At 59.8% G+C, this 13,220-nt stretch carries 14 protein-coding genes; 5 read left to right on the top strand and 9 right to left on the bottom strand.

The features are described from left to right. On the top strand, positions 1-294 hold a 294-nt coding region (locus tag VEJ16_01195; GenBank protein HYB08267.1), incomplete at its 5' end, for a fatty acid--CoA ligase. Between the two features lie 25 nt (positions 295-319). On the opposite strand, the gene VEJ16_01190 is transcribed toward VEJ16_01195, so the two are convergent. The 6 genes from VEJ16_01190 to VEJ16_01165 form a co-directional block, all read right to left on the bottom strand. After that, positions 320-1,108, bottom strand: a complete 789-nt coding sequence (locus VEJ16_01190; protein ID HYB08266.1) for a class II aldolase/adducin family protein — start codon at positions 1,106-1,108, stop codon at positions 320-322. Between the two features lie 82 nt (positions 1,109-1,190). Next, positions 1,191-2,162: a glycosyltransferase family 9 protein gene (locus VEJ16_01185; protein ID HYB08265.1), complete on the bottom strand. Its 972-nt coding sequence runs from the start codon at positions 2,160-2,162 to the stop codon at positions 1,191-1,193. A gap of 125 nt (positions 2,163-2,287) precedes the next feature. Next, positions 2,288-3,058 carry an ABC transporter permease gene (locus tag VEJ16_01180; protein ID HYB08264.1) on the bottom strand — a complete coding sequence of 257 codons (771 nt, stop codon included), beginning with the start codon at positions 3,056-3,058 and terminating at the stop codon, positions 2,288-2,290. A 79-nt stretch (positions 3,059-3,137) separates the two neighbouring features. Then, a complete protein-coding gene (locus VEJ16_01175) occupies positions 3,138-3,953 on the bottom strand; it encodes an ABC transporter ATP-binding protein (GenBank protein ID HYB08263.1) in 816 nt (271 codons plus the stop codon). A gap of 119 nt (positions 3,954-4,072) precedes the next feature. Further along, the gene (locus tag VEJ16_01170) at positions 4,073-5,101 is read right to left on the bottom strand and encodes an ABC transporter substrate-binding protein (GenBank protein ID HYB08262.1); all 1,029 of its coding nucleotides are present in this window, start codon (positions 5,099-5,101) and stop codon (positions 4,073-4,075) included. Between the two features lie 60 nt (positions 5,102-5,161). Continuing rightward, entirely contained in the window at positions 5,162-5,968 is an 807-nt protein-coding gene (locus VEJ16_01165; GenBank protein ID HYB08261.1) for a creatininase family protein, read from the bottom strand. A gap of 304 nt (positions 5,969-6,272) precedes the next feature. Here VEJ16_01165 and VEJ16_01160 point away from each other — a divergent pair, with 304 nt between their 5' ends. From VEJ16_01160 to VEJ16_01150, 3 genes are read left to right on the top strand one after another with little or no spacing between them, the layout of a single operon-like run. Then, positions 6,273-6,962, top strand: a complete 690-nt coding sequence (locus tag VEJ16_01160; protein HYB08260.1) for a response regulator transcription factor — start codon at positions 6,273-6,275, stop codon at positions 6,960-6,962. Next, complete coding sequence (locus VEJ16_01155; GenBank protein ID HYB08259.1) at positions 6,959-8,431, top strand: HAMP domain-containing sensor histidine kinase; 1,473 nt, start codon at positions 6,959-6,961, stop codon at positions 8,429-8,431. The genes VEJ16_01160 and VEJ16_01155 overlap by 4 nt, the downstream gene beginning before the upstream one ends. Further along, positions 8,428-9,549 (top strand): DSD1 family PLP-dependent enzyme, encoded by a 1,122-nt coding sequence (locus VEJ16_01150; protein ID HYB08258.1) that lies wholly within the window; start codon positions 8,428-8,430, stop codon positions 9,547-9,549. Before VEJ16_01155 ends, VEJ16_01150 begins: the two co-directional genes overlap by 4 nt. Here the strand turns inward: VEJ16_01150 and VEJ16_01145 are convergent. Next, entirely contained in the window at positions 9,492-10,454 is a 963-nt protein-coding gene (locus VEJ16_01145) for a hypothetical protein (GenBank protein HYB08257.1), read from the bottom strand. The two genes, VEJ16_01150 and VEJ16_01145, sit on opposite strands and share 58 nt — an antisense overlap. A 126-nt stretch (positions 10,455-10,580) precedes the next feature. Here VEJ16_01145 and VEJ16_01140 point away from each other — a divergent pair, with 126 nt between their 5' ends. Beyond that, positions 10,581-11,030 (top strand): acyl-CoA thioesterase, encoded by a 450-nt coding sequence (locus VEJ16_01140; protein ID HYB08256.1) that lies wholly within the window; start codon positions 10,581-10,583, stop codon positions 11,028-11,030. A gap of 9 nt (positions 11,031-11,039) precedes the next feature. On the opposite strand, the gene bluB is transcribed toward VEJ16_01140, so the two are convergent. Then, complete coding sequence (bluB, locus tag VEJ16_01135; protein ID HYB08255.1) at positions 11,040-11,681, bottom strand: 5,6-dimethylbenzimidazole synthase; 642 nt, start codon at positions 11,679-11,681, stop codon at positions 11,040-11,042. A 115-nt stretch (positions 11,682-11,796) separates the two neighbouring features. Further along, the coding region (thiC, locus tag VEJ16_01130; GenBank protein HYB08254.1) for a phosphomethylpyrimidine synthase ThiC at positions 11,797-13,220 on the bottom strand (1,424 nt) is incomplete at its 5' end.

Here is a 13,220-nt window from a genome sequence, read left to right as displayed (position 1 = left end):
ATCAGCTCCGTCGATCTCGAGAATGCGCTCATGGGTCATCCCGCCGTGCTCGAGGCCGCGGTGATCGCCGTTGCGCACGCCAAATGGACGGAACGCCCTCTAGCTTGCGTCGTCCTCAAATCCGGCGCGGCCGTGACCGCCAACGAGCTTAAGGATTATCTTGCAGGCAAGTTCGCGGCTTGGTGGATTCCCGACGCGTTCGAATTCATGCCGGAACTCCCCAAGACCTCGACGGGTAAATTCCAGAAGGCGCGGCTCAGGGACATGTTCAAGGACTATAAGCTCGCGAGCTGAGTCCGGTCCTGTCGGGTAGCCGGTCCTACTCGCGATATCCCGAGTCGTCGGCGTCGAGCATGCGGAGAAGTCCCGGCCAGGCAAGCTCGCTCAGTCGCTCGCGCATCGTCTCGCCTTGGACCTGCATGGTCACGACTTTCTGCACCTCGACCGTTGGCGTCACGACGCCGCGACCTCCCGCGAGTGCCGCGACCTGGACCGAGCATGCGCGCTCGAGCGTGTACATCATCAGGAATGCGTCTGCGACGGTCGCACCGCAGGCGAGCGTTCCATGATTGCGCAGCAACATGAGATTGCGACGACCGAGATCTCGCGTAAGCCGTTCCCGCTCGGCGAGGTCGAGTGCTATTCCCTCGTAATCATGATAGGCGAGCATTGCCTGTACGATCATCGCGTTTTGGCTTAGCGGCAAAAGCCCGTCCATCTGCGCCGACACCGCGACTCCGTCCCGCGTGTGCAGATGAATGACGCAGCCGACGTCCCCACGCGCCATATGGATCGCACTGTGAATCGTGAACCCAGCACGATTGAAACGGTAGTCGGTCGGCATCACGATTTCGCCTTCGAAATCGACCTTGATCAGCGATGACGCGGTGATTTCGCGGAACATCATGCCGTAGGGATTGATCAAGAAGTGATGTGCCGGCCCCGGTACCCGAGCGGAGATATGGGTGAATATGAGATCGTCCCAGCCGTAATGCGCGACGAGACGATAACACGCAGCAAGGTCGACGCGCACTTTCCATTCGTCCGCCGAGACGCGTTCGCGCACGGATTTGGACACAACCTTTGCCGCCGAAACACCAGCGCTCATTATTCCCTCCTGAGCTCGACCGGGTCGTAGATGGCCACGAGACACCGAACGCTCAAAAACCTTAGCACGAATTTCGCACTGTTCACGAGTCGAACTGGTTACCGTTCGGCGGACGCGGCGTAAGTAATGAGAGCTTTCGTTCAAGCGCCGACGATACCGCGGCAAGAGATATCGCGTCCATCGAATCCGAGCCGAAATCTTGCGCCCTGATGACCGTGAGATCGGGGGTAGCGGGCGCCATCTTCGCCGATACCGACGGACCGAAGAGGCTCAGAAGCGGTGTCTCCGCGGCGGCCAATATATGCGCGGTACCGCAGTCGTTTGTTACAGCGAGCGCAAGGCGCTTTCCGGTCGCCAGGGTGTAAAGTGGCGACGTGGCTATAGCTTCGGATATACGCTCGTCCTGAAGCGGAAAGCGCGCTTCTGGAACGGCAGCCCGCAATGCATCGACCCACGGCCGCTCCATAGGCCCGAGCAGAAATACCGCGCGCGCGCCGAGCTTGCCCACATGCCGCGCCAGCATTTCATACCTTCCTCGCGGCCAGCATTTGTGGATGCCACCGGCGCCGGGGACCAGGCCAATATAGATCTCCCCGTCGGGCAGGGCGAGACGTGCCGCCGCATCGTATTCGGGGAGTACCTTTGGTGCAGGTGCAAACGTCGGCGCGTCACCCGAAGCGATACGGACGAGATCAAGCAATCGATCGATCATTAAGGGTGGCTTGCAATAGCGCCCCCTGGGTTTGATGTCGGATAGCCAGAAATCCGCAGCACCGGAGACGAACTTGCCGTGATGCACACGGCGCAGCACGAAGGTCGTTCGAAAATGTCGTTGCGTATCGATAACGAGGTTGAAGTGCCGTCGCGAGAGTGGTCGACTCAACATGGCGACGATATCCGTCCGGATTCCGCCATCCTCGATTACTTCGTCAAGGTAAGCCGCCGCAAGTGGCTTGATGACGCTTGCGTACACAGACTTGCCCTTGCCGGCGAGCCAAGTGATTCGCGCCTGCGGCCATGTGCCGCGGAGCGCGCGCAAAAACGGGATCTTCATGAACCCGTCTCCCATGAGCTCAAGATCGGAATAGGCGAGAATTGTGGCTGGCGCGGATGGCACCGCCCAATTTTATCAGAATATAGCACCAACTGCATGTAACAGTTTGATTTATAAAATTTTTATCAGTTCTCACGCCGGACTGCGCTTTCATGCCAGCGCCGCAACACGATGTGCTGAACGAGTGTCAGGACGAGGAATATGAGGACACCGGCGAGCGAGATCATGACGAGAGCTGCGAACATGCGTGGAATGTTGAGGCGGTAACCGGATTCGAGAATGCGATAAGCGAGGCCCGACTCCGAACCCGCGGTGCCCGCCACGAACTCCGCGACCACGGCTCCTATCAGTGCGAGGCCGCCGCTGATACGCAATCCGCCGAGAAAGTAAGGCATAGCGCTCGGCAATCGCAGAAGCCACAGTACTTGCCGCCTGGAAGCGCCGTAAAGTTGAAAAAGATTGAGAAGGTTATGATCGGCACTGTGCAAACCGAGGGTCGTGTTCGACACCACGGGGAAGAAAGCAACGATCCAGGCGCAGATCAACAGCGCAATCTGCGTGTCCCTTACCCAGATTATGATGAGGGGCGCAATGGCGACGATGGGCGTCACCTGAAGGATGACGGCGTAAGGAAAAAGGCTCAGCTCAATGAGCCGCGATTGCGCCAGCACGATTGCGAGCACTAAGCCGCCGAACGCCGCCGCGGCGAATGCAATGCCGGTATTCTCTAGCGTGATCCACAGAGAACTCGAAAGTGTCGACCAATCGCTGACCAGTGTACGGGCGACCAGAATCGGACCCGGCACGATATAGCTGGGAACATGATTGAGGCGCACCAGCGCTTCCCATCCGCCAAGGAAAATCATCCCCACGAGGAGTGGTGCTGCTATCTTCATGACAATGGCTGCACTTGCAATCGGCTCACCGGTGCCGACATGGCCGCCCGCCGCAAGCTTCTCCTCGAAATTCGGTGGCTTATCCATCGCCTCGCCCTCGGTCCTCCATCGCCCGGTGGAGCGCCGCACTAGTCGCCCGGCAGAACGCATTGTACTCGCCGGAGGTTCGGAACGCGTCATCGCGTTTGAACGACGATGGAATTCGGATCTCTTCAGCGATCCGACCTGGGCGCCTGGACATGACGAGCACCCTCTCCGAGAGATAGACGGATTCGAACACGCTGTGAGTCACGAACACGACGGACAGCTTGCGTTTGGTCCAAAGGTCCAGGAGATCGTTGTTGAGCTTCGAGCGCGTAATCTCGTCGAGTGCGGCGAACGGCTCATCCATCAGCAGAATGCTGGGGTTCGTCACGAGCGCGCGCGCGATCGAGACGCGCATCTTCATTCCCCCCGAAAGTTCGCGCGGATAGGCGCGCTCGAAACCACCAAGGCCGACAAGCTCTATCGCCTCCTCGACTCGAACACGAGCGTTCTTGCGGCTCTCGCCAGAGATCCGCAACGGCAGATGGACATTGTCGAAGAGTGTTGCCCACGGCATCAATGTCGGCTCCTGGAAAACAAAGCCGATCTCGTGTTGCAGTTTGCCCAAGCGCCGAACTCGCCTTTCCTGCGGCCATTCGATGCTCCCCGTGGACATCGTTCCAAGCCCGGCGATGAGACGCAGGACCGTACTCTTTCCACAGCCTGAGGGACCGAGCAGCGTGACGAACTCGCGCGCACCCACCGAGAAACCGAGCCCGCGCAATGCCACCACGCCATTCGAATAGGTTTTGCTGACGTCCGTGAGTCGAACGATGGGAGCAGCCTGGTCGGTCAGCGCCTCGAGCGGCATCGGGCGATCTAGCGCTGTCCAACGCGTGAGACGCGGGAGACCATGACCTTATAGCCGCACAATACGATACCGGGCGTCAAACATGGCATCGTCGTCGGGCTCGTCGGCGAGGTCGGCACTTACTTCCTCATCTCCATAGCGAACCGTTTGTTGACGAACGAAAAGTCGAAGCCCTTCTGCCAGTCGAGGTTCTTGGGATAAATGTCTGCGTCAGCCAAAATGCGGTAAAGATTCTCGATGCGCTCAGGAAACATCGCACCGATGCCGTATTTGAGCGCATCCCCCGAGTCGACGATTCCGAACTCCTTCATTTTCGCGATCCCATTGACGATCAGATCGTCGGTCATCTCGGGATTATCTTGCTTGATCAGCGCATTGCCGGGGCTCGGGTCGCCGTAGAGATAACTGTACCATCCCTCAATCGACGCATTTACGAAGCGTTGGACGAGATCGGGATTCTCCTTGATGCGCTGGGCCGACGTGGTAACGAGATTGCCGTAACTCGGCCAGCCTGCGTTGGCGATAAGATTGACCACGACGATGGCGCCCGCCTTTGCGAGCGTATAGGGCTCGCTCGTCACATAGCCCTGCTGGATCGCATTTTCATCGGCCAGAAATGGCGCCATTTGGAAGTTGTAGGGCCGAATCTGGCTGTCGCTATAGCCGAACTTTGATTTCAGGAAGAGCCACCAACCCTGGCGAGTGTCGTTCGAGATCAAGATTGGCTTGCCCTTCATCTGCGTGAAGGTGTCGTTCCCCGTGCCTGCATGGGATATCAGCACCGCCGGGTCCTTCTGAAAGAAAGCGGCGATCGTGACCATCGGGATATTGTTATTGACAAAATTCAAGGCAACCGACGTGTTGGAAGAAATCGAAAAGTCGAGAATGCCGGCCGCCAGCAACTGACTATGGTTGACTTGCGGGCCGCCCTGGCGAATCTCGACGTCAAGGCCGTATTTTTCGTAGATGCCCGCCGCCTTGGCCTGATAGTACCCGCCATATTCCGCCTCGGCCTTCCAATCGGTGCCGAAGTGAATCTTGTCGAGTGCTGCGGCGGGTGAGGTGCTGGCGGCCACCATGGCCAGAGCCGCCACGATCGCGAACATGCGACGTCCCCGCATCGTATTCCTGGGTTCAAAGATCGGCATTACCCTGCCCTCCCCGGTTCCGACGAGAATATAGCGTAGGGGCGAGAAAAGTGAACCGGCTCAGACAGGTTCTTTGAGGGTGTCAAGGGAGAGGCGGTCCAGCTCGGCAAGGATCTCGGCGAACGCCTGTGCAGCCTGTTCGACCAAGGTGCGGCCATGGGCCGCCGACGCCTTGGTCGCGTCGCCGCACGCCCCTGCGGAATTGAGGTCCTGCGCGAGCCAGCTGTAGGGTACTCGGCCGTGCGCTCCGATCATTCGGTACCGTTGCGCCAACTCAATCGAACGGGGCAAGAAATTAGTCGCCTTATCCACGCGGACGAGATCGGGGCGAAGATGCAGCATGATCGAAGTTTCGATCGCACCGCCGTGGATACCGTGCGCTATCTCCACTTCATCAAAAATTCCGTTCGCGTTCCAAAGTCGATAGGCGTTCACCTGGACAACGAGCATCTTGTGCTTGATGCGAAGCTCGCGCCCGACGATGTCGACTAGCTGCGGCTGCCCGCCGTGGCTGTTGAAAATTGCGAGCTTGCGAAGGCCAGCGCGCGCCACTCCGTCGGCCACTTCACCCCAAAGTCGGATTATCGTTTCGGGCGAAAGCGACAACGTGCCGGGATAGTCACGATGCTCGTCGCTGCGCCCGATCGGGAGGGCTGGCAGTACCGTCACCGGCAAGTCCGGCGAAAGTAATTCGAGCGTCCTTTGGAGTATTCCCGCATTGATGACCGCGTCGACCGCAATCGGTAGATGGGGGCCATGTTGCTCGATCGCCGCTACGGGCAAGACCGCGATGGCGCGCGATCCATCGAGAAGTCTGAACTCCTCCGTGGTCATTTCCTCCCACAATCGCCGGGGAAGTCTCGCCATTTCATCCTCACCCTTATCCTCTGTCCCGCATAGAAATGCGCAAGGTGGCCGGGTTCGTCAAGCGCACTTAACCTTCCGGCCACTTGCGTCCCCTCCGCCGTTGGGCGGAATTGCGCCTTTGCGGCGACCCTCGCCAATCGGACGGCATCATCCTTTCCGTCGAACTGTGCGATAAGGTATAAATGGTAGAGGAATCCTTGAGTGCGGCATTCTCCGCGCGGGGTCGGATTGAGCACATGTCGGCCCAAGGATCGAAGTGTTCCTCGATGCCCCGTTCATCCGTAGGAGCGACCTGAGGCACGCGATGCAACTTCTACTCGTCGAAGACAATCGCCAGCTCGTGGAGTTTCTCAATGCCAGCCTGACGCAGGCGGGCTTTGACGTGTCGGTCGCGGAGAGTGTCGGCGAAGCGAATGAGAGCCTCGGTCGGCATCACTTCGACATTGCTGTGATCGATCTCGGTTTGCCCGACGAAGACGGGATCAATATTGTCGAGTCGATGCGTGCGCGTGGCGATTCCACGCCCGCGATCATCCTTACGGCGCGGGACGGTCTGCGCGACAGGGTTGACGGCCTAAATGCCGGCGCAGACGACTACCTTGTAAAACCGTTCGAGACGGAGGAGCTGGTCGCACGTCTGCGGGCCCTCCTGCGCCGGCCAGGGAGCATCCTGGGCAAGCAGCTGACGGCGGGCAATCTGACTTTGGACACGACCACTCGCGAGGTTCAAATCGGTGGAACGTCCGTCTCGCTTTCGCGTCGCGAGGTCAGCTTGCTTGAGCTGCTCCTCCGGCGCCCGGGTCACGTCGTTCGAAAGGAAGCGATCGAGACGGGCCTATATGGTGTCGAGGAAGACGTCACTTCCAACTCGGTTGAAGTACTCGTCCATCGCTTGCGCCGCCGACTTGCCTCTCTTGGCGCACGGCTCAATGTCGTCACACTGCGCGGCATTGGCTACGTCATCACGGAACAGGCCGCGGATAGCCCGATGTGAGCAAGAAGCACCCTTCTCTGCTTCGCGTTCTCGGATGGCGCCTGACCGCGACGAGCGCGGTGTTCCTCGCGCTCATCCTGTTTACGCTTCAATCCCGCGTGCAAATGACGGCGCAATCGCTCTTCAATTATGCGCTTGAGGAAGAAGCTGAAAGCATAACGGCGCGCTTGAAGAATGAGCCGGACGGCGCCATCGGCTTCCTTCCGCTCGGCTCCGGCGAAGAAGCATCGAGCATCATTTTATATCGGGTGGTCGACAAGGATGGGCGAATTCTATTTGAATCGCCGGACCTTCCCTCCGACCTCGCGTCGATTGCGGGCGTGCCCCGGAACGTGCAGTTCGTTCGAGGTGGAGATCACGTCAAAGGACCGATCGAATTCTTCTCCCTCGGGCCACCGGATATTCGCCACAACTGGGACGGTGCCACGCTCACGACGCAAATAAACGGCGCGCCGGTATTCGTCCAAGTCTTTGAGGACCTCGACGAACGGGGTGTCCTGCTCGATGATCTCGTTCGCGAGTTCTTCGTTCAGGTTGGATGGTTGTTGATTCCGTTCGTCGGTCTCCTTCTCGTGGTCAACCTGGTGAGCATTTGGGCTGGATTGCGACCCCTTACTCGCGTGTCGCGCATGGCCACCGAAATCGGCCCAGAATCCACGGGACGGCGCCTTCCAGAGGAGGACCAGCCTCGCGAACTTCTTCCCTTGATCCGAAGCGTTAATCGAGCACTCGAACGGCTCGATCGCGGGTTTCAGACGCAGCGCCAGTTCACCGCCGACGCGGCTCACGAGTTGCGGACCCCACTCGCCGTTTTAAGCGCCCACCTCGACACACTATCCGACAGCAAGGCTGTTACCGCCCTGCGCCAGGAAGTTGCAGTCATGAGCCGCCTTGTCGGTCAGCTACTCCGCATCGCGCAACTCGACGCACTCAGCTTGGGCGCGTTCGAGACAGTCGACCTTCACCAGATAGCGGTCGGCGCCGCATCGGCGCTTGCACCGCTTGCGCTCAAGAATGGCAAATCAATCGCAGTCGGAGGCGCCGAGCGGCCCGTCTGGGTGCGTGGCGATACGGAAGCGCTCAGTCAAGCCATCCGCAACCTGATCGAAAACGCGCTCACGCACTCGCCCAAGGGAACCACTGTCGAAATTTTGGTGGACGCCGATCGCACTATTCGAGTGATCGACTCTGGGCCCGGCGTGCCGCCCGATAATCGTGCCCTGATATTCCAACGATTCTGGCGCGCCGACCGCCGAAGTGGCGGCGCCGGTCTCGGACTTGCCATTGTCGCCAAGGTGGCGGAAACGCATGGTGGCACAATAAACGTCGAGGACGCGCCGACGGGGGGTGCGGCCTTCGTTCTGCGGTTGCCTTCCCCCAATGAAGCCATCACAATAGATCGACAAGCGTCTGACCGTGCGGCCGCACACGGCGCTGTCCATCGGAGTATGGAAACCCACAATCGATGACTCGACATCTTCCCGCCGAAATCGGCGCTCCGCTTGCGGACGTCGACACGCCCGCCCTCCTTCTCGATCTCGACGCTTTCGAGCGCAACTTGCGCCACCTTTCGGCGCGTGCCGCTACATTGGGTGTTCGCCTGAGGCCCCATGCCAAAACGCACAAATCGCCTGTGATAGCACTCAAGCAGATCGCACTCGGCGCTATTGGCGTTTGTTGCCAGAAGGTGAGCGAGGCGGAAGCGTTGGTGGAGGGCGGTGTCCGGAACGTCCTTGTGAGCAATGAGGTCGTCGGGCGCAAGAAGCTAGGGCGTCTGGCCGTGCTCGCACGCGACGCAAACATTGGCGTCTGCGTCGATGCGCCCGAGCACATTGATGCACTAAGCTCTGCCGCGCAAAATTACGGCGTGACCCTCGATGTTCTCGTGGAGATCGACGTGGGTGCTGGCCGCTGCGGCGTCCAGCCCGGCGACGCTGCACTCGCGCTCGCGCAGCTTGTCTCGCGCGCGAAGGGGTTGCGATTCCGGGGCCTTCAGGCCTATCACGGCTCGGCACAGCACTTGCGCGGCTTCGAGGAGCGGCGCCTTGCGATCAAAGGTGCAGTCGATAAAGTTCAACTCACGCGGCAGCTTTTGGAGCGGCACGATCTTGTCTGCGAAGAAATCGGCGGCGGGGGAACCGGCACTTACGCCTTCGAGGGGTCAAGTGGCGTCTACACCGACTTGCAAGCGGGCTCTTACATCTTCATGGACGCCGATTATGCAAAGAACCTGGCCGACGACGGCAAGCCGGTCCGTGAGTTCGAGCATAGCCTCTTCGTTTATGCGACTGTCATGAGCACGGCGGTACGCGAACGTGCAGTGCTCGACGCCGGACTAAAGGCGGTGAGTGTCGATTCGGGTATGCCACGATTGGCGGGTCGCGACGACGCTGAATATTTTGGCGCCTCGGATGAACACGGCAAACTCAAGGTGACGTCCGGCAATCGCTCGCTCACGATCGGCGACAAGGTAAAGCTCATTCCCGGCCATTGCGACCCGACGGTAAATCTCTATGACTGGTATGTCGGCTACCGTGGCGAGCGCGTGGAGGCCATCTGGCCCATCGCCCGCGGCCCCGGCGCCTGATCGGCCCTTGCGACAAAAAGCTTTGCGAGCGCGCCGCGCACGGAAAAACCGCTTTCAAGGTTCCAGCAATTAACAATGGCGAGACGGAATCCGCCCGGCGGCATGGCGTGATGTCCGGCGGGCTTGTTTTCAACGAATGTGATCTGGATCGATGAGACGTTCGGCCACTTCAGGAACTCCGCGACTTTGCTGCGGTCGATCGTCCAGTGCTTTTCGTGTCCGCCAAACAGCACGACACTGTAGCCGTCCCGGCGATCCTCGTCAGAGAATTGCCATCGATGGCTGGCATAGAGCTCGACCACGGCGTCGAGCCAGCCGGATCCGTTGATATCGATCCATTGCTCTGCCATCCGCAGATGACATTCGACGATACGGCCGCCGATGGTCTCGAAATTCGCAACGCCGGTGAACCCTTGGAGGTTTCGCTTCGACCAATCGCCGATATACCGCTCAAGTATCGGGTCCAGCCCCGCGTGCACCGTCCAATAGTCGAATGTACCTTCGGGCCCGGCCTTCCCTGTTGAATGACGCCGCCATTTCGCTTCGCCGTTGAGGAATACGAAATCCGTCGAGATATGCGGTCCGGTGAAATAAGGCATCCAGAAATGACCGGGCTCAAGGCCCGCGAGATATTCGGACTCGGAATGGACAATACGCCCACCGGTCCCCATCCCACGCATGTTGTAGATCGGCTTCGAGAAGACGGGATATGTCTTTGGCATGGTGCCATGCGGACCATGCGGCAGGCCCTGCGTCTCGCAAATGAGAAGCTTGTTGTAGACCCACCGATGCCGAGGATAAAGCTCCCACGCCGTCGCGTCGTCGATCGGGATGACGACGCCATCGGGCACAACGGTGCGGTCAAAGTACTGCTCGCGCCAGGGATCGACACCGGCAAAGGGCATGGCCGAATGATGACAGAACTAGTCGATCTCGAAAAGGGGCCTCGGCCGCTCGCGTCTGTTCAATGCGCCGACTTATGGTAAGCTCGCGCAACGAAGGAAAGCGAGGCGCACGCCGGGAGTATATTCATGGGCGAATGGGTCGAGACCTTCAAGGGTGCGGTGCTCGTTTCCGAATACGATTCCCAGTCGCACATGAATTCCCCGATGTATGTTGCACGCTTCGATCAGGCGACATGGTTTCTGATGCGCTCGATCGGCATTACGCCGCGCTCGATGAGGAAAGCGGGGCGGCGCATCGCCGTCGTGCGCCAAAGTTATCAGTTCGTCAGGGAACTTCGCGGCGGGGAACTCGTCGTCGTCCAAAGCGGTTTCGTGGCAGTGGGCAAGAAGTTCTTCCGATTCCTCCATCGCATGCTCGATGCTGAAAACGGCAATCTGATTGCCACGGGCGATTACACGGCCGTCGAGGCAAGTCTGTCGACGGGAAAGTCCGTACCGCTGCCGAAACAGGTGCATAAGCTTATCGAGGGGCACCTTGTGACCGCGAATGTCGCGGAGCCGTCGGGGCTAAGCTAAGCCCGACGCTCATCGCCGCAGGATAAATTCAGCAGAGGACCTGCGCTCTTCCCAACCCGCCCGTTCGAGTGCTGGCGTGTGGTCGGTCTGCTCGGGATAGCCCAGGCAAAAATAGCCGATGAAGCGCCACGTCGATGGAATTTCCAGGATCTCCGCGACCCGCGATGGATCGAGAATCGATATCCAGCCTAAGCCAAGCCCTTCCACGCGGGCGGCGAGCCAAAGCGTGTGGACCGCCATTACGGCCGAATATTCGGTCGTCTCCGGCATCGTGCGTCGCCCGAGGCCATGGCCCTGCGTGGCATCCCGGTCGGCAAAGACACCGAATTGGATCGGGGCCGCATCGAGGCCGGCGAGCTTCAGCGTGGCATAGAGCCGAGCGCGCGCGCCGGAGTAATCGCTGAGGGCCTCCTGGTTGCACCTCTCGAAATCGGCTCGAATTGCGGCCCGACGCTCTCTGTTGTCGACCACGACGAACCGCCAAGGCTGGCTAAGGCCGACCGACGGCGCCAGGGATGCAAGTGCGAAGAGACGTTCGAGGGTTCCTTCGGGCGGCGAATTTGTCCGAAAGCGCCGCACGTCCCGCCGCCAGGCGAGAAGATCGCAGAACGATCTATGGAATTTCGCATCGAACGCGGGTGCTTCGCTCATGTAGGGACAGAATACAGGGATGGGCCGTCTCGGGAAACGGGCGGGACTTCTGCCCCGCCCGCGGCACAATGCCTTGCCGTCCGGCGTTGCTCTTCGAGGTGCCTCAATACCGCATTCAATCGCCGCCGAGTGCGCGATTCGATTCCTTGGCGAGGGCTTCGAGATCCTCCTTGCGCTGATAGATCTCGGAACCCGATTTCCGGAACGCTTCGGACATTTTCTCCATCCCGCTTGCCGCAAAGTCGCGCACATCCTGCGTGATTTTCATCGAGCAGAACTTCGGTCCGCACATCGAGCAGAAATGTGCGACCTTGTGCGCCTCCTTGGGCAGAGTTTCGTCATGGAAGTGCTTGGCAGTTTCTGGGTCGAGTGAGAGGTTGAACTGATCCTGCCAGCGGAATTCGAAGCGCGCACGCGAGAGTGCATCGTCGCGTTCCTGGGCCCCAGGATGACCCTTCGCGAGATCTGCCGCGTGGGCCGCGATCTTGTAGGTGATCACGCCGACTTTCACGTCGTCCCGGTTCGGCAGGCCGAGATGTTCCTTGGGGGTCACGTAACAGAGCATCGCGCAACCGAACCAGCCGATCATCGCGGCACCGATCCCGCTCGTGATGTGGTCGTAGCCTGGAGCTATGTCGGTCGTGAGCGGGCCAAGGGTGTAGAACGGCGCCTCGCCGCACTCGCGGAGCTGCTTATCCATATTGATCTTGATCTTGTGCATTGGCACGTGGCCGGGGCCTTCGATCATGACCTGAACACCCTTTTCCCACGCGATCTTCGTGAGTTCGCCGAGCGTTTCGAGCTCGGCAAATTGGGCTTCGTCGTTGGCATCCGCGATCGAACCCGGCCGCAACCCGTCTCCCAGCGAGAAGCTCACGTCATAGGCGCGCATGACGTCGCAGATGTCGGCAAAATGCGTGTAAAGGAAGCTCTCCTTGTGATGCGCCAAGCACCATTTCGCCATGATCGAGCCGCCGCGCGAGACGATGCCGGTCACGCGCTTTGCCGTGAGCGGCACATAGGCCAGCCGCACGCCCGCATGAATCGTGAAGTAATCGACCCCCTGCTCGCACTGCTCGACCAGCGTGTCGCGGTAGATCTCCCACGTGAGATCTTCGGCAACGCCGTCCACCTTTTCCAGCGCTTGATAGATCGGCACGGTTCCGATCGGCACCGACGAGTTGCGGATGATCCATTCCCGAATGTTGTGGATGTTACGGCCTGTCGAGAGGTCCATCACGGTATCCGCACCCCAGCGCGTCGCCCACACCATCTTATCGACTTCGTCGGCGACGGAGGAGGTGACCGCCGAGTTACCGATGTTCGCGTTTATCTTCACCAGGAAGTTTCGGCCGATGATCATCGGCTCGATCTCCGGATGATTGACATTCGAGGGAATGATGGCGCGGCCGCGCGCCACTTCGTCGCGCACAAATTCGGGCGTCACGTATTCGGGGAGGCTGGCGCCGAAGGATTCGCCGTCTCGCTTCGAGCCATTCGCGAGTTTCTTGCGGTCGAGGTTCTCACGGATCGCGATGT

This window comes from Alphaproteobacteria bacterium (assembly GCA_035625915.1).
Classification (GTDB): Bacteria; Pseudomonadota; Alphaproteobacteria; order JACZXZ01; family JACZXZ01; genus DATDHA01.
The sequence above is the reverse complement of the archived record's forward strand: the minus strand, read 5'-3'. Positions and strand labels throughout refer to the sequence as shown.

Coding starts and splice junctions, on each gene's coding strand:
- VEJ16_01190 (HYB08266.1), bottom strand. CDS start 1,108: ATGAGCGCTGGTGTTTCGGCGGCAAAGGTTGTGTCCAAATCCGTGCGC.
- VEJ16_01140 (HYB08256.1), top strand. CDS start 10,581: ATGGGCGAATGGGTCGAGACCTTCAAGGGTGCGGTGCTCGTTTCCGAA.
- VEJ16_01170 (HYB08262.1), bottom strand. CDS start 5,101: ATGCCGATCTTTGAACCCAGGAATACGATGCGGGGACGTCGCATGTTC.
- VEJ16_01185 (HYB08265.1), bottom strand. CDS start 2,162: ATGAAGATCCCGTTTTTGCGCGCGCTCCGCGGCACATGGCCGCAGGCG.
- VEJ16_01175 (HYB08263.1), bottom strand. CDS start 3,953: ATGCCGCTCGAGGCGCTGACCGACCAGGCTGCTCCCATCGTTCGACTC.
- VEJ16_01180 (HYB08264.1), bottom strand. CDS start 3,058: ATGAAGATAGCAGCACCACTCCTCGTGGGGATGATTTTCCTTGGCGGA.
- VEJ16_01150 (HYB08258.1), top strand. CDS start 8,428: ATGACTCGACATCTTCCCGCCGAAATCGGCGCTCCGCTTGCGGACGTC.
- VEJ16_01165 (HYB08261.1), bottom strand. CDS start 5,968: ATGGCGAGACTTCCCCGGCGATTGTGGGAGGAAATGACCACGGAGGAG.
- VEJ16_01160 (HYB08260.1), top strand. CDS start 6,273: ATGCAACTTCTACTCGTCGAAGACAATCGCCAGCTCGTGGAGTTTCTC.
- VEJ16_01145 (HYB08257.1), bottom strand. CDS start 10,454: ATGCCCTTTGCCGGTGTCGATCCCTGGCGCGAGCAGTACTTTGACCGC.
- bluB (HYB08255.1), bottom strand. CDS start 11,681: ATGAGCGAAGCACCCGCGTTCGATGCGAAATTCCATAGATCGTTCTGC.